Raw genomic sequence first — 15,568 nt, 5'->3', positions numbered from 1 at the left:
TTCAGATTCAAACAGAAACCTAGCGCCCTTTGCGGTTAAATAACATATAAGAATGTCTATACAACAATCCGAATTAATACTCAATCCTGACGGGAGCGTGTATCACCTTAATTTGAAACCAGAACACATTGCCCACAATATTATTTTTGTAGGGGATCAGGATAGGGTATCAAAAATTACCAAACATTTTGATTCCATCGAGTTTACTACTCAAAAAAGAGAATTCAAAACTCAAACGGGAACTTACAAAGGCAAACGCCTAACCGTGATGTCAACCGGAATTGGACCGGATAATATTGATATTGTCATCAATGAACTGGATGCGCTTGTTAATATTGATTTGGAAACCAGAAAGCCAAAAGAAGAACTAACATCATTAAACATTGTTAGAATAGGAACTTCGGGTTCTTTGCACGCCGATATTCCTGTAGACAGTTTTGTAATGTCGCAATTTGGCTTAGGACTCGACAATATGCTCCGCTCCTATTTGGTTGGGGCTGTTTCCAATGCTGCAATGGAAAACGCATTTATAGAACATACCAATTGGGATTTACAAAAAGGAAGACCTGTTGCTGTTCCTTGTTCATCTGTATTAGAAAAAAGAATCGAAAGCGACAGAATGCATAAAGGAATTACTGCTACTGCAGGTGGTTTTTATGGACCGCAAGGACGTGTTCTACGTCTGGACATTCAAGATCCAGCATTAAATTCAAAAATGGATAATTTTGTTTTTGAAGGAAACCGAATTACCAACCTCGAAATGGAAACTTCAGCGATTTATGGGCTTTCGGCACTTTTGGGACATCAAGCCTTGTCGCTGAATGCTATTATTGCCAACCGCGCTAACGGAACTTTTAGTGATGATCCATACAAAGCGGTGGATGAATTGATTGAGTATACATTAGAGAAATTGGCAGAGAAATAAAACACGAATTTAAACGAAGAATATTCTGATATGAATTTGTGTAAATTTGTGTTTATTATTTGCTTTGCAACAAGCTTTCTCATTCCTTTTTTTAAAACTATATTTGTGTTTTGAAAAATACAACAATGAAAATAATTCTTACCGGCGCAACTGGAGTTTTGGGGTCACACATAATGTATGACGTTCTAGAACTTTTTATTAAACAAAACAATGGCGGAAAACTTTTTATAATTGCCAGAAACAAAGGGAGAGTTGGTGCATTAGACCGTATTAATGAACTTTTGACGAGTGATTATACTCCCCAAATCTTGAGAAAAAACGGTTTAGAAAAACTGCATCAGTATATCGAAATCATAGATTCGGATTTGGCGAATTTACAAGGCACTTTTTCCGAAAAAATTAAGGGAGCATACTTTATCCATTCTGCGGGTTACGTTAATTTATCTACTGACGAAAATCTAAAAGAAAAGATTTTTGATGAAAATGCCAAAATAACGAAATCGCTTTTCAAGACTTTTCATCCTTTTATCAAGAAATTCATTTACATCGGGACTGCATTTTCTTCTGGAATCCGCCGTGGATTGATAGACAATGATTTTCATAATCTGGATTTTGCGCCTGAACACCGCAACGCTTACGAGGATGCTAAATTCCATTCCGAGAATTTCATTGCTCAGGAATGCAAAGCTTTGGGATTGCCTTTTCAAATCTTGCGACCAAGCGTCATTGGAGGAAAAATGCTGGGAACCGAAAGTCCTTATTTTATTCCAAAGTATATGGTTTTTTATCTTTTGGCCAAGTTCTTTCACTTTACCTCACAGCGAAAAGGCGAACAGGAAAACGTTCGTTTCATTATTAACGAGGAAACTGGCCTGAATATCATTCCAGTTGATTATGTATCTAAAGTGATTGTAAATACTTTTGAGCGTGACGACATCGAACAGCTGAATATCGTAAACGACAAAAGCTTCAATATTGTTAAAGGACTGCAGTTGATTATGAAAGAAGTGGGATATACCAATTTTACTTTAATCAAAAATCCGCTGGATTTCAAATACAAAAACACCATCGAAAAACTGTATTACGAAAGTATTGGCAAACATTTAAAACCTTATTTTATTACCAATCCCAACGAATACGATACCACTTTACTGAACTCGATTCTTGAAATCCCAAAATTGGACAGTGAAGCGTTTACCAATATGATCCGCTATGCCATATCCAATGATTTTAAGGATATTAATGTTTAATGAAGTTGCTAAGCAATTAAGATTATAAGTTGCTGCGAGCAAAAAAAACTTAGAAACTTAGCTATTAAGAATCTTAGAAACTCTTAAAAAAAAAGTACTTTTACAAAAAGCAATACAGTCCCCAACTTTTGGGTATTATGATACAACTTAACAAAGAGAATTTTTATCTGGTGAGGTCCAAGTTTCAGTTGAAAAAACCTTGGGATAGATTTGTTATCTTTTTTTTAAGTATTCTCATTACGATTCCTTCATTTATAGTATTTCACCAAAACTTGATTGACCCGGGTTGGTATTTTAATCTGGACAGAATTTTGCTTTTTATTTTCGTTTTTTCAATAGTTTATTGCTTTTTATATGCATTGAGGACAATAATGATAATTTGTTTGGCTATCTATATTTTGGCACTCATTTATGGAAGTTTATTCGGGAGTTTTACCTTTAATTCTGTTTTTGAGGATTATAATTCGATGCTGTATTCAATGAATAACAATCCGTTTCCGCAGGATATTATTGTTGCCAAATTATTGCCATTTCCAAATAAAGATGAGATTTTAAGAGCAATAGAATATAAGAATTCCAAGGTTCGCAACTTTGCCATAATGGCTACGACCAAGAATTTTAAAGACGTTAGAGGCTATCCAGATTATCGAAATTTAATTCAGTGTTTTGCCGTTTTCAAAGAAATTAACAGACGTTGGCATTATGTAAACGATCCCAAAAATGGAGATTATATTGCAACAGCTCATGAATCTTTGCTCTATTTTTCGGGAGATTGTGATGACCATTCCATTTTGATGGCAGCCAGCATACGCTCCATTGGAGGCACTCCCAGACTGATTCATACCAAAGGCCATATCTATCCCGAAATTTTAATTGGGAGCATGAAAGACCTTGAAAAAATAAATTTTATAATTAAAAATATTTTATTTGTAGAGGAAAGCCGAAATAAGCAGCTCAATTACCATATTGATGAGCACGGACAAGTGTGGCTAAACCTTGATTATACAGCCAAATATCCAGGAGGTCCTTTTATGTCCGAAGAAATATTGGGTGCTTTGACATTGGAATAGATAAATTTACAACCAATTGATCTTTTCCAATTTATTCTTATCTAAATATAAATTTGACTGGCTAAAATGTTTATTTCCAAACCATTTTCCCTGATTGGCACTCATGGGCGAAGGATGTCCCGATTCTAGAACCAAATGCTTTTCCCGATTAATTTTAGCTCCTTTTTTTTGCGCAAAACTGCCCCAAAGCATAAAAACCACATTTTCCTTTTCGTCTGATATTTTTTGAATAACGGCATCCGTAAAAAGATTCCATTTTAGGTGTTTATGGCTGTTCGGATTGTCTTTTCTCACCGTTAATGATGCGTTAAGCAATAAAACTCCCTGCTTAGCCCAAAATTCTAAATTTCCGGAGCTTGGCATAAAAATCGAATCCAAATCGGTGTTGATTTCCCTAAAAATATTACGCAATGATGGTGGAATCCGAACAGAATCATTTACAGAAAAAGATAAGCCATTGGCTTCACCATCACCATGATAAGGATCTTGACCGATGATAACTACTTTTACAGCTTCAAAAGAACAATTATTAAAGGCCGAAAAAATCAGCTCTTTAGGAGGAAAACAAACTGAATTTAGATATTCTTCGTCAACAGCCTTCATCAATTCGTGGAAATATGGTTTCTGAATTTCATCAGATAAAACAGATTGCCAAGAAGGAATTAAGTTGAGGTTCATATTCAAAAGTTATTTCACAAAGATAAACGAAGATTTTAAATAGATTTGCAAAATGATTAAAACAAAAAAACTATAAGTAAAATCAAATTTATTTGATTTTACTCTTGTAATCTCTGTAAAATAAGGTTATGTTTCTTTCCTAAATAACCTTATTTTTGTAGCGTAAAATCAATTTAATAAATGATCTCCATTACCGAAAAAACATTACAAGATTTACAATTTCCTACAGTTCTCGAAACGATTTCCGAAATGTGCAACACTGATATAGGAAAGCAAAAAGCCTTGGAAATAACCCCTTTTAGAGAAAAAGAATCTTTGATGAGCGCATTGATGCAGACATCCGAGTATGTTTCTTCTTTTCAGAATAACAATGCGATTCCCAATCACGGCTTTGATGCCATTACATACGAAATTAAATTTCTCGCCATCGAAGACAGTTTTCTTGAAGTGGGCGGGTTTAGAAAAATTGCCACAATATCCGAAACGACCAATGTTCTTTTGGCTTTTTTAAATAAATTCAACGACTATTACCCAAATCTTTGTGCCAAAAGTTCCGGAATTCAGCTCACAAAAGAAATTATTACTCTCGTCGATGCTGTGGCGGATAAATACGGAGAGATAAAAGACAATGCCTCTCCCCGACTTTTGGAAATACGCCGAGAGATGAATTTGGTTCGGGGAAAAGTGAACCAGAGTTTTGGATCAGCCTTGACGCAATACAACAGTTTGGGTTATCTAGACGATATTAAAGAAAGCTTTGTCCAAAACCGCCGTGTTTTGGCCGTTTTGGCGATGTACAGACGAAAAGTGAAAGGTTCTATACTGGGAAGTTCCAAAACAGGAAGCATCGCCTACATCGAACCCGAAAATACGCTTAAATATTCCCGTGAATTAAGCAATTTGGAATATGAGGAAAAAGAAGAAATTACAAAGATTCTAAAACAATTGACGAATGCCATTCGTCCGTTTTTACCTTTGCTGATTCAGTATCAGGATTTCCTGAGCGATATTGACGTGATTGCCGCCAAAGCAAAGTATGCCAATAGAATAAACGGAATTTTACCAACGATTACTGAGGAACGCCGTCTTTATTTTAGGGATGCCTATCATCCTATTTTGTATCTTACGAATAAACAGAAAAAGGAAGTTACCTATCCTCAAACAATCGAATTAGGCCAAGAAAACAGAATAATTGTTATTTCAGGACCTAATGCTGGAGGTAAAACCATCTCGATGAAAACCGTTGGTTTGTTACAGTTGATGCTGCAGTCGGGTATGCTGATTCCTGTTCACGAACGCAGTGAAACGTTTCTGTTTGATAGGATACTGACAGATATTGGAGATAATCAATCTATTGAAAATCATCTAAGTACTTATAGTTACCGTTTGAAGAACATGAACTACTTTTTAAAGAAGTGCAATAAGAAAACCATGTTTTTGATTGATGAATTTGGTACGGGATCCGATCCTGAATTGGGTGGTGCTTTGGCTGAAATCTTCTTAGAGGAGTTTTATCATAGAGAAGCATTCGGGTTAATTACTACGCATTATTCGAACCTCAAGATTTTAGCAAATGAACTTCCGTACGCGACTAATGCGAACATGCTTTTTGATGAAAAGTCATTGGAACCGATGTACAAATTGGTTTTGGGACAGGCAGGAAGTTCTTTTACTTTTGAAGTCGCACAAAAGAACGGAATTCCTTTTAGTTTAATCAATCGGGCCAAAAAGAAAATTGAGATTGGAAAAGTCCGTTTTGATAAAACAATTGCCAACTTGCAAAAAGAGCGTTCGAAATTGGAAAAAACTTCCACAAATCTCAAGGAAGAAGAAACTCGTGCACGGGAAGAGAGCAAAAAAATGGAAGACATCAATCTAAAAATCAAGCAAAAATTAGAAAGCTATCAGGAATTATACGACAGCAATCAAAAGACGATATACATTGGTCAAAAAATAGAAGATATTGCCGAGAAATATTTCAATAATAAAAATAAAAAAGACCTGATAGGAGAATTTTTAAAAATTGTTGAAATAGAAAATTCCAAACGCAAAAAAGCGACTCCTAAAGAGGCTAAAGCAATTATTGAGAAGAAAAAAGAGGTTATAAAAGAAGTTACCGTTGTCGTTGAAGAAATTCGCAAGGAAAAGAAAGAAAAGAAACTAAAACCTATAATTGAAAAGCCCAGACCTATTCTAAAAGTGGGTGACCGAGTGCGTATGCTGGACGGAAAATCAGTCGGAAGTATTGATAAGATAGAGAAAAATAAAGCAGTGGTGAATTATGGACTATTTACTTCGAAAGTAAGTTTGGATGAATTGGAATTTGTAGAATCGGGTAAGAAGTAAAAAGTTAATAGATTCTGTATTCGGTCTAGGGAGTCTTTGGAACGAAGCAAACTCACTTGCATGAGCAGACTTTGTGGATTATTGAAACAGACATACAAAATGAGATTGCTTCCTTTCTCACAATGATAAAAAAAGAAAAAAATGCAAAATCTCCCTCCTAATAAAAAAATAATTCTCTTTGACGGTGTTTGTAATTTATGTAATTCGGCAGTGCAGTTTGTGATTCAGCATGATCAAAAGGATGTGTTTCGATTCGTGGCTTTACAATCAGAATTGGGACAACAAATTCTTAATCATATTGGCGTAAATCCAGCAAACATTGACAGCATTGTTTTGTATGAACCAGGAATCGCCTATTATTATAAATCTTCGGCTGCAATTCAAATCGCACGAAATCTTGGCGGTTTTTGGCATTTTGGAACTGTTTTCAGAATTATTCCAACAAACATCCGAAACTTACTTTATGATTATATTGCGAAAAACAGATACAAATGGTATGGCAAAAAAGATAGCTGCATGATGCCTACACCAGAATTAAAAATAAAATTTTTAGAATAATTCGATTTCATGATAAATGTCATTTCTTCAGCCGGATTGCTGTTGTAAATTTGAATAATCTTAAAAGTTAATTTTTATTAGAAGGCATTCATAAAAAACCGCGCATTCATAGTTGTTTTCGAGTTGGTAATTATTGGTTTAAACGAGAACTGTGTTTTTTATGGATACTAAATAAAAAGAAATGATTAGTTTTTTTTGTCTAAAAAGAAAAAGGGTGCCTTTCTGTGAGCATCCTTTTTTGTTTTTATCCATTTATTTATATATTTTATATCAGAAAAATCAATGAAAAAGCCCCAAAAAATATTATAATTTGAGGCTTTTACTTTTTTTGGAATTAGAAGAATTATTATCTAATTAATTTTCTGTATTTCAAACGTTTTGGAGTTAAATCGCCGCCTAAGCGTTTCTTTTTGTTTTCTTCGTATTCAGTAAAACCTCCTTCGAAATAGTATACTTCGGAGTCACCTTCGAAAGCTAAAATGTGTGTACAGATTCTGTCAAGGAACCATCTGTCGTGCGAAATCACAACGGCACAGCCAGCAAAGTTTTCTAAACCTTCCTCTAATGCACGAAGTGTGTTTACGTCCAAATCATTCGTCGGCTCATCCAGCAACAGTACATTTCCTTCTTCTTTCAAAGTCATGGCTAGGTGCAAACGGTTACGCTCTCCACCAGACAGCATTGATACTTTCTTGTTTTGTTCGCCTCCTCCAAAGTTAAAACGCGATAAATAAGCTCTTGAATTTACTTGTTTTCCACCCATCATGATTAGTTCTTGGCCGTCGGAAAAGTTTTCCCAGATTGATTTATTCGGGTCGATATTAGAATGCGCTTGATCTACATAAGCGATTTTTACAGTGTCTCCTACAGAAAATTCACCACTGTCTGTTTTTTGCTCGCCCATAATCATTTTGAAAATAGTTGATTTACCAGCACCGTTTGGCCCAATAATTCCAACAATTCCAGCCTGTGGCAAAGTAAAATTCAAGTTGTCGTATAATAATTTGTCTCCAAAAGCTTTGGCTACATTCTTGGCTTCAATAACATTTGTTCCTAATCTTGGGCCGTTTGGAATGTAAATTTCTAATTTTTCATCCAATTGTTTTTGGTCTTCGTTTAAGAGTTTATCATAGTTCTGCAAACGTGCTTTTTGTTTAGTCTGACGGCCTTTTGCGCCTTGACGAACCCAGTCCAACTCACGCTCCAGAGTTTTTCTTCTCTTAGAAGCTACTTTTTCTTCTTGTGCCAGACGGGTTGATTTTTGGTCTAGCCATGAAGAGTAATTTCCTTTCCAAGGAATACCCTCACCTCTATCCAATTCTAAAATCCAGCCTGCAACATTATCCAAGAAATACCTGTCGTGCGTTACTGCAATTACAGTTCCGGCATATTGCGCCAAGTGCTGTTCTAACCAAAGTACAGATTCAGCATCCAAGTGGTTGGTAGGCTCATCCAAAAGCAAAACATCTGGTTGCTGCAACAGCAAACGGCATAAAGCTACACGACGGCGCTCTCCTCCTGAAAGATTTTTGATAGGTGTATCACCATCTGGCGTACGTAAAGCGTCCATTGCGATTTCTAGTTTGGTATCGATTTCCCAAGCGCCAAGAGCATCAATTTTGTCCTGCAAAGCTGCTTGACGATCCATTAGCTTGTCCATTTTGTCTTGGTCTTCATAGTTTTCCGGAAGACCAAACAAATCGTTGATTTGATTATATTCTTCAAGAACTGCCATTGTTTCGGCAGCACCTTCACGAACAATTTCGATAACGGTTTTGGAATCATCAAGGATAGGTTCTTGTTCTAAATACCCCACAGTGTAGCCCGGCTGAAAAACAACATCACCTTGATAGTTTTTGTCAACTCCGGCAATAATCTTCAAAAGTGATGATTTCCCAGAACCGTTTAGACCCAAAATACCAATTTTAGCTCCGTAAAAGAAACTCAAATAGATGTTTTTAAGCACTGGTTTATCTGCTCCTTGATAGGTTTTACTCAATTTTTGCATTGAGAAAATTACTTTCTTATCGTCTGACATGTTTAAATGTTTTAATTTATATGTAATTAATTATTGGTTTTGAATGCAAATTACAATCTGCCTTTTAGAGAACTAAATACCCAAGCGATGGCAAAAAATCCAATTCCAACAGCCGCAAATCCCCAGCCCGCTACATCATCATATCGAAAAGCGCCTAATCCGATCAATAATAATCCCATTAGGACCATTATTAAAGTTGCCCACCCTAAAATAGTATTTTTATTCATTCCCATAATTGCAGTATTTGTTTTTGAGAGGTGCAAATATCGGTATTTTTTAGGATACTTTTTAATTAAAATAGTTATTCCTGGTACAAAATAACTGCACTGCTGGCAGGAATTGTTATGAATTGATTTTTAATGGTTTCAATTGCGTTTTGGTTAATAATTTCTCCATTGCAGACCATTTTCCATGTTCCGTCAAGGGCTTGCTTTATTTCTTTTTTATCTCCGTTAAAATAGACTCTTATATTTTTCCATAGGTCGCCATTAGCATTGTTTTTTAAGGTATATCCAACCAATAAGGGAGAATTAATCGTCAAAAATTCCAAATGCTGCTGAATCATCTTTTCGGAGGTCATTTTAAAGGCTGGATGGCTGCTTCTTAATTCAATAAGGTTTTTGTAATATTCTACCAATGCTGCATTTTCATGTTTCCAGTTCCAATCTATTTTGTTTATGCTGTCCGGTGATTTATAGGAGTTCTCAACTCCCATTTTGGTACGCTTCATTTCTACGCCCATGTGTAAAAAAGGAATGCTTTGTGAGGTCAAAATTATTGTGTTAGCCAATTTGTCCATTTGTACCAACTCGTCTTCGGTTGCTGTAGGGTTAGCTATTTTTAGTTTGTCGTACAATGTGTTGTTGTCGTGACAGGAAACATAGCCAATAACTTTTGTTGGGCTCTCGGCATAAGGAAATTGTGCATAACTCCTTTTGGAATCGTACTTAATTTGCGGATGGTTAGTTGAAGCGATAATTCCAAATTGAATCACTTCTTTATAATTTGGATTTCCGCTAACAAAACCTTTTTCAGAAACATTGGACCAGTGGCCTTTTACACCGTCCCTAATGTCATCAGAGAAAACAGCAATGTCATTTAACTTTTTCACATTGTTTTTTAGAGCTCTTTTTTCAATCGGCAAGGGAGAATTTCCTGCTGTCCATCCTTCTCCGTATAGAAAGATGGTTGGGTCAATTTTCTTTAACGCTGCCGAAATAGCATTCATCGTTTCAATATCATGTACGGCCATAAGGTCAAACCTAAATCCATCAATATGATACTCTTTTACCCAATATTTAAGTGATTCGAGCATGAATTGGCGTGCCATTATTCGGTCAGAAGCAAATTCATTTCCGCAGGCAGTTGCATCCGAACGTTTTCCATCTGGCCAGCTTCTGTAATAATAGCCCGGAACCAATTGGTCAAAAATATCAGTAGAACTGGTGTGATTGTAAACCACATCCATTACCAGACGAATTTTAGCTTCATGCAAAGCCAGAACCATTTGTTTGTATTCCTTCATGCGGATTAATCCATCATTAGGATTGGTTGAATATGACCCTTCTAAAGAGTTGTAATTCTGAGGATCATAACCCCAATTATAATCGTTTTTATCTAATGAAGTTTCATCAATCGATTTGTAGTCAAATACAGGAAGCAAATGCAAATGGGTAATTCCTAATTCTTTTAAATGGTCTAATCCTGTTGCTTCTCCAAAACTATTCTGGGTATTTTTCTCAGTGATTCCAAGAAATTTCCCTTTGTTTTTTATGCCAGATGAAGAATCAATTGAAAAATCACGAACATGAGCTTCATACAGTATAATGTCTGAAGCGGATTTTAAAGGAGGCTGTTTGTCGGTTTTCCAATTTGTTGGATTGGTTTGTTTTGGATCGAAAATTAAGCCGCGGTTTCCGTTTACGCCAACTCCTTTTGCGTAAGGATCGGGCATTTCGTTCGACCAATTTCCTTTATTTTTTACTTGTAAAGTATAATAAGTATTGTGGTAATTGCCATTTAAAACAATTTGCCAAACTCCGGTTTTTGAATCGTAATCTAAGTTTTTAACAGTAAATGCTTCTCCTCCGTTACCTTGCTTGTAAAGATAGATTTTGACCTCTTCAACATTGGGACTCCATAATTTAATTGTAGTTTTACAGGCTGAATATGTCATGCCTAAATCATCTTTCAAATAAACGGGATAAGCATCAAAAGAAGCATATTGGATAGTGTTTATTTTTGGATTTTGAGCCATGGCAAAATTTGCTGTGAGAAGTAAGCCAATTATAAAATGGATTTTTTTAGGGGAACCAAACATTTTTTGATTGTTTAATTAAATATTTTATAAAGCATCTCACGTAATAAATCGGCTTGTGATAAACTATTTGCTCCCACGCCTTTACTTTTTACGTCAGTATCTCGCAATGAAGCAACAATCTGGCTGACTTTTTTCATTGGATAATTTTTGATTGCCACATCATAATCTTTTAGAAAAAAAGGATTAACTCCCAGTGCCGAAGCTACATTTTTAGGATTTTTATCCTTCAACCCGTGGTATTTCAACAATTGGACAAAAAATCCAAAAACCAAACCAGTTGTCATTACTATTGGATTGTCTTTGGGGTTTTGGGCAAAATTTTCGGCAATTTTATAGGCTTTGAGTTGGTTGCGTTCGCCAATAGCCTTTCGCAGCTCGAATACATTATAATCTTTACTAAATCCGATGTTTTCTTCGATATCTTTGGCAGAAATTGTGCTTCCGGCAGGCAGTATAATTTGCAGTTTTTCGAGTTCATTATTAATCTTACTCAAGTCTGTTCCTAAAAACTCGACCAACATGGCAGATGCTTTGGGTTCGATGGTGTATTTTTTCCCGGCTAACACACGTTTAATCCAATCGCCTACCTGATTTTCATAGAGTTTTTTGCTTTCATAAACGATACCGTTTTTGGCAAGGAGTTTGGTGACTTTCTTTCTTTTATCCAGAGTTTTGTATTTATAACAAAAAACCAAAACGGTTGAAGGCATTGGGTTCTCTACATAACTTTCAATTTTGTCGATTGTTCTGGATAATTCCTGAGCTTCTTTGATAATAACCACTTGACGGTCGGCCATCATTGGATAGCGTTTTGCTGTCGAAACTACATCCTCTATGCTGATATCTCTGCCGTATAAAACAGTCTGATTAAAACCTTTCTCCTCTTCGGATAAAACATTTGTTTCTATATATTCGGATAATTTGTCAATATAATATGGTTCTTCCCCCATCAAAAAATAAATGGGTTTGATGTTTCCGGCCTTTATATCATTAACAATCTTTATAACTTCGTCCATTTTTTATTTAAAATTTCAGGTTTCAGGTTTCAAGTTCTTATTTCAATAACCTGAAATTTTAAACTTGAAACCTAAAACTATTTTATATTTTTGCCTCATGCAAAAACTCAATTTTCATTCCTATGCTTTTCGTTTCAAAAATAGCGAAAATAAAGTGTCTATTTTCGACGAAATTAGGAAAAAATTCATCATTCTCACGCCCGAAGAGTGGGTTCGCCAGCATGTAGTCCGGTTTTTATTGGAAGAAAAAAAATATCCAAAATCATTAATCAATGTCGAGAAAGTTCTAATGGTCAACGGGTTGCGTAAACGCTATGATGTTGTGGTTTTCAATCCCAACGGCACTATTTTTATATTAATCGAATGCAAAGCTCCAGAAGTTAAAATTAGCCAAGCCGTTTTTGATCAAATTGCCAGATATAATATGACTATGGAAGCCGAATTTTTGATGGTTACCAATGGGCTAAATCATTATTTTTGCATCATGGATTTTGAAAATGAAAAATATGAGTTTTTGAGAGAACTGCCCGATTATGAGAACATAGAGAATAGAATATAGAAAAAGAGCTTTGAGCATCAGATTTGATGCAATACCTTTTTAAATTCTTGTTTTGCGAACTTAAAATATAAATCTAGTAGATTTTGCAATTTAAAACATTGCGGACTTTGCGGTAAAATAATAAAATTCCTTGGAAAAAATAGCCGTCGTTATACTGAATTGGAATGGAGTGAAACTATTAGAACAGTTTTTGCCTTCCGTAATTCAATTTTCTCCCGAGGCAACTGTATATGTTGCCGATAATGCCTCTACAGACGAATCAATAGCATTTGTAAAAAATAATTTCCCGACGATTAAAATTGTGCAAAATAAAACGAATCTAGGTTTTGCAGGCGGATATAATGATGCCTTGCAACATATAGATGCCGAAATTTATGCTTTGGTAAATTCAGATATTGAAGTAACCGAAAATTGGCTGAAACCCATTCTGGAAACTTTTGAAACTGAACCCGAAACAGCAATAATTCAGCCCAAAATATTGGATTTTAAAAAGAAAGACTATTTTGAATATGCGGGTGCTGGTGGGGGATTTATTGATAAGTTTGGTTATCCTTTTTGCCGCGGGCGTATTTTTGAAACTTTAGAAAAAGACAATGGCCAGTATAATGATTCTGCAGAAATTTTCTGGGCTTCGGGTGCTTGTTTTTTTATCCGAAGCTCTGTTTATAAAGAACTGAAAGGTTTTGATGAAGATTTTTTTGCCCATCAGGAAGAAATTGATTTGTGCTGGCGCGCACTTAATAAAGGATATGGTGTTCGATATACTTCACAATCAGTTGTTTATCATGTTGGAGGTGCAACTTTGCAAAAGGCTAATTCAAAAAAAACGTATCTCAACTTTAGAAATTCGTTATTAATGTTAACAAAAAATTTACCACAAAACACTCTTTTTCAAGTGCTTTTCATCAGACTGATTTTGGATGGCGTTGCCGGAGTTAAATTTGTGTTTTCAGGTCAATTTGTTCATTGTCTGGCAATTATACGCGCACATTTTTCTTTTTACAGGCTCTTTTTTAAAAATTATAAGAAAAGAGAAAAAAAACAAACCAGAATATACTTTAAAACGAAAAGCATCGTTTATGCTTATTATGTTAAAGGTGGCACAGTTTTTGCTGACCTAATTTAACAATAATTTACATTTAAAATTAACATTTAAAAACTAACTTTGTAAAACACGTTTAATTAAACTTGATATCTATGAAAAAAATAATGATTACACTATCTGCTTTAGCACTCCTTACTTCTTGTGTGTCTAAAAAAGAATATGCAGCTTTGGAAGCTAAAAACAAGGAAACACAAGATTTGTTAAATACCTGTACTGTAAAATTAAATTCTTGCCTAGAAGAAAAAGCAGGGCTTAAAGCAACAGTGGATGGTTTAAAAGAAACAAATCAGCATTTGATTTCTACCTCAAAAGACATGACGATTTTGTCAACTAAAGGTGCAGAAAATATTGAAAAAGCTTTAGAGTCTATCAAAGAGAAAGATTTGAAAATTAGCCGAATGCAAGATGCATTGACTAAAAAAGACAGCGTTACTCTTGCGGTTGTTACCAGTTTGAAATCTGTAGTAGGATTGGATGATAAGGATATCGAAATTAATGTTGATAAAGGGGTAGTGTTTATCTCTATTTCTGATAAAATGTTATTCAAAAGCGGCAGTTATGAAGTTAGCGACAAGGCAAAAGGAGTTTTGTCTAAAGTTGCTAAAGTAGTAAATGATAAACCTGATTTTGAATGTATGGTTGAAGGCCACACAGATACTGATGTTTTAAAAGGAAATGCTTGTTTAATTGATAACTGGGATTTAAGTGTAAAACGTTCTACAGCTATTATTCGTATTTTATCTAATGATTTAGGAGTAAATCCGGCACAATTAATTGCGGCAGGAAGAAGTTCTTACGTTCCTTTGGTTCCTAATGATTCTGCAGAGAACAAATCTAAAAACAGAAGAACTCGTATCTATGTAATGCCAAAAATTGATCAGTTCTATGATATGGTTGAAAAAGAAATGAAAAAACAACCAGGAGCAGCAGCAACAACTGCACCAGTTCAAAAATAAGGCATAATTATAATTCATAAAAAATGCTTCGAGATTTCGAAGCGTTTTTTTTATGCTTTTAAAGCAAAGTTATAAAATATCAATATCCCCTTTTCCTTCTCTCACTACTATTGGTTCATCTCCCGATAAATCGATAATAGTTGACCCAATATTGTCTCCATAGCCTCCGTCAATAACCATATCAACCAAATTTTGCCATTTTTCGAAAATAAGTTCAGGATCGGTTGTGTATTCTATAACTTCGTCTTCATCACGAATAGAAGTTGAAACAATAGGATTTCCTAATTGGCGCACTATCTCTAAGGCAATTGAATTATCCGGAATACGAATACCAACTGTAGTTTTCTTTTTAAATTCTTTTGGGAGATTGTTATTTCCCGGAAGAATAAAGGTATAAGGTCCAGGTAAGGCTCTTTTAAGTATTTTGAAGGTCGAAGTATCAATTTGCTTTACATAATCGGATAAATTGCTTAAATCGTGGCAAATAAAAGAAAAATTGGCTTTTTCCAGCTTTACTCCTTTTATTTTTGCAATTTTTTCAAGAGCACGGGAATTAGTGATATCACAGCCTAATCCGTAAACGGTATCAGTTGGATAAATTACCAAACCTCCGTCTTTTAAAACTTTGACGACTTTGGCAATTGCTGCTTCGTTGGGTTTGTCTTCGTATATTTTTATGAATTGTGCCATTTTTTTTGTTTAAAGTTTAATAGTTTAAAGCTGTGCTATGCGAAACTTGAAACATTT

The 15,568-nt window shown here is 35.0% G+C and carries 14 protein-coding genes; 8 read left to right on the top strand and 6 right to left on the bottom strand.

Features of this window, described 5'->3' with window-relative positions:
* Positions 1-52 precede the first annotated feature (52 nt).
* The 3 genes from AC1DVP_RS10435 to AC1DVP_RS10425 all read left to right on the top strand — a co-directional run bounded on the left by AC1DVP_RS10435 (position 53) and on the right by AC1DVP_RS10425 (position 3,245).
* A complete protein-coding gene (locus tag AC1DVP_RS10435; protein ID WP_477183406.1) occupies positions 53-925 on the top strand; it encodes a nucleoside phosphorylase in 873 nt (290 codons plus the stop codon).
* 125 nt (positions 926-1,050) lie between these two features.
* Positions 1,051-2,175 (top strand): SDR family oxidoreductase, encoded by a 1,125-nt coding sequence (locus tag AC1DVP_RS10430; protein ID WP_477183405.1) that lies wholly within the window; start codon positions 1,051-1,053, stop codon positions 2,173-2,175.
* Between the two features lie 137 nt (positions 2,176-2,312).
* On the top strand, positions 2,313-3,245 hold the full coding sequence (locus AC1DVP_RS10425; RefSeq protein WP_477183404.1) for a transglutaminase: 933 nt from the start codon (positions 2,313-2,315) through the stop codon (positions 3,243-3,245).
* A 6-nt stretch (positions 3,246-3,251) separates the two neighbouring features.
* Here AC1DVP_RS10425 and ung read toward each other — a convergent pair whose 3' ends face one another.
* Positions 3,252-3,923 carry a uracil-DNA glycosylase gene (gene ung, locus AC1DVP_RS10420; protein ID WP_477183403.1) on the bottom strand — a complete coding sequence of 224 codons (672 nt, stop codon included), beginning with the start codon at positions 3,921-3,923 and terminating at the stop codon, positions 3,252-3,254.
* A gap of 180 nt (positions 3,924-4,103) precedes the next feature.
* Between ung and AC1DVP_RS10415 the strand changes: the two genes are divergently transcribed.
* Complete coding sequence (locus AC1DVP_RS10415) at positions 4,104-6,269, top strand: endonuclease MutS2 (protein ID WP_477183402.1); 2,166 nt, start codon at positions 4,104-4,106, stop codon at positions 6,267-6,269.
* Positions 6,270-6,410: 141 nt separating this feature from the next.
* A complete protein-coding gene (locus tag AC1DVP_RS10410; RefSeq protein ID WP_477183401.1) occupies positions 6,411-6,827 on the top strand; it encodes a thiol-disulfide oxidoreductase DCC family protein in 417 nt (138 codons plus the stop codon).
* A gap of 346 nt (positions 6,828-7,173) precedes the next feature.
* On the opposite strand, the gene ettA is transcribed toward AC1DVP_RS10410, so the two are convergent.
* From ettA to holA, 4 genes are all read right to left on the bottom strand, one after another.
* Positions 7,174-8,865: an energy-dependent translational throttle protein EttA gene (gene ettA, locus AC1DVP_RS10405; protein WP_477183400.1), complete on the bottom strand. Its 1,692-nt coding sequence runs from the start codon at positions 8,863-8,865 to the stop codon at positions 7,174-7,176.
* 50 nt (positions 8,866-8,915) lie between these two features.
* Positions 8,916-9,098 (bottom strand): CAL67264 family membrane protein, encoded by a 183-nt coding sequence (locus tag AC1DVP_RS10400; RefSeq protein WP_100430709.1) that lies wholly within the window; start codon positions 9,096-9,098, stop codon positions 8,916-8,918.
* A 68-nt stretch (positions 9,099-9,166) separates the two neighbouring features.
* The gene (gene pulA / locus AC1DVP_RS10395; RefSeq protein WP_477183399.1) at positions 9,167-11,185 is read right to left on the bottom strand and encodes a type I pullulanase; all 2,019 of its coding nucleotides are present in this window, start codon (positions 11,183-11,185) and stop codon (positions 9,167-9,169) included.
* Between the two features lie 11 nt (positions 11,186-11,196).
* A complete protein-coding gene (holA, locus tag AC1DVP_RS10390) occupies positions 11,197-12,201 on the bottom strand; it encodes a DNA polymerase III subunit delta (protein ID WP_477183398.1) in 1,005 nt (334 codons plus the stop codon).
* A 97-nt stretch (positions 12,202-12,298) separates the two neighbouring features.
* Here holA and AC1DVP_RS10385 point away from each other — a divergent pair, with 97 nt between their 5' ends.
* The 3 genes from AC1DVP_RS10385 (at position 12,299) to AC1DVP_RS10375 (ending at position 14,821) form a co-directional block, all read left to right on the top strand.
* Positions 12,299-12,760 (top strand): type I restriction enzyme HsdR N-terminal domain-containing protein, encoded by a 462-nt coding sequence (locus AC1DVP_RS10385; protein ID WP_477183397.1) that lies wholly within the window; start codon positions 12,299-12,301, stop codon positions 12,758-12,760.
* 130 nt (positions 12,761-12,890) lie between these two features.
* The gene (locus tag AC1DVP_RS10380) at positions 12,891-13,886 is read left to right on the top strand and encodes a glycosyltransferase family 2 protein (RefSeq protein ID WP_477183396.1); all 996 of its coding nucleotides are present in this window, start codon (positions 12,891-12,893) and stop codon (positions 13,884-13,886) included.
* A gap of 71 nt (positions 13,887-13,957) precedes the next feature.
* On the top strand, positions 13,958-14,821 hold the full coding sequence (locus tag AC1DVP_RS10375) for an OmpA/MotB family protein (RefSeq protein WP_477183395.1): 864 nt from the start codon (positions 13,958-13,960) through the stop codon (positions 14,819-14,821).
* A gap of 69 nt (positions 14,822-14,890) precedes the next feature.
* Here AC1DVP_RS10375 and AC1DVP_RS10370 read toward each other — a convergent pair whose 3' ends face one another.
* Positions 14,891-15,511 (bottom strand): L-threonylcarbamoyladenylate synthase, encoded by a 621-nt coding sequence (locus AC1DVP_RS10370; RefSeq protein WP_477183394.1) that lies wholly within the window; start codon positions 15,509-15,511, stop codon positions 14,891-14,893.
* Positions 15,512-15,568 lie beyond the last annotated feature (57 nt).

It is taken from the genome of Flavobacterium sp. P3_A6 (assembly GCF_056403035.1).
The sequence above is the reverse complement of the archived record's forward strand: the minus strand, read 5'-3'. Positions and strand labels throughout refer to the sequence as shown.

Bases quoted from the DNA above. Each gene is read 5' to 3' on its own strand.
- ung (WP_477183403.1), bottom strand. From the start codon at position 3,923: ATGAACCTCAACTTAATTCCTTCTTGGCAATCTGTTTTATCTGATGAA.
- holA (WP_477183398.1), bottom strand. From the start codon at position 12,201: ATGGACGAAGTTATAAAGATTGTTAATGATATAAAGGCCGGAAACATC.
- AC1DVP_RS10410 (WP_477183401.1), top strand. From the start codon at position 6,411: ATGCAAAATCTCCCTCCTAATAAAAAAATAATTCTCTTTGACGGTGTT.
- AC1DVP_RS10415 (WP_477183402.1), top strand. From the start codon at position 4,104: ATGATCTCCATTACCGAAAAAACATTACAAGATTTACAATTTCCTACA.
- AC1DVP_RS10385 (WP_477183397.1), top strand. From the start codon at position 12,299: ATGCAAAAACTCAATTTTCATTCCTATGCTTTTCGTTTCAAAAATAGC.
- AC1DVP_RS10370 (WP_477183394.1), bottom strand. From the start codon at position 15,511: ATGGCACAATTCATAAAAATATACGAAGACAAACCCAACGAAGCAGCA.
- AC1DVP_RS10430 (WP_477183405.1), top strand. From the start codon at position 1,051: ATGAAAATAATTCTTACCGGCGCAACTGGAGTTTTGGGGTCACACATA.
- pulA (WP_477183399.1), bottom strand. From the start codon at position 11,185: ATGTTTGGTTCCCCTAAAAAAATCCATTTTATAATTGGCTTACTTCTC.
- ettA (WP_477183400.1), bottom strand. From the start codon at position 8,865: ATGTCAGACGATAAGAAAGTAATTTTCTCAATGCAAAAATTGAGTAAA.
- AC1DVP_RS10435 (WP_477183406.1), top strand. From the start codon at position 53: ATGTCTATACAACAATCCGAATTAATACTCAATCCTGACGGGAGCGTG.
- AC1DVP_RS10400 (WP_100430709.1), bottom strand. From the start codon at position 9,098: ATGGGAATGAATAAAAATACTATTTTAGGGTGGGCAACTTTAATAATG.
- AC1DVP_RS10425 (WP_477183404.1), top strand. From the start codon at position 2,313: ATGATACAACTTAACAAAGAGAATTTTTATCTGGTGAGGTCCAAGTTT.
- AC1DVP_RS10375 (WP_477183395.1), top strand. From the start codon at position 13,958: ATGAAAAAAATAATGATTACACTATCTGCTTTAGCACTCCTTACTTCT.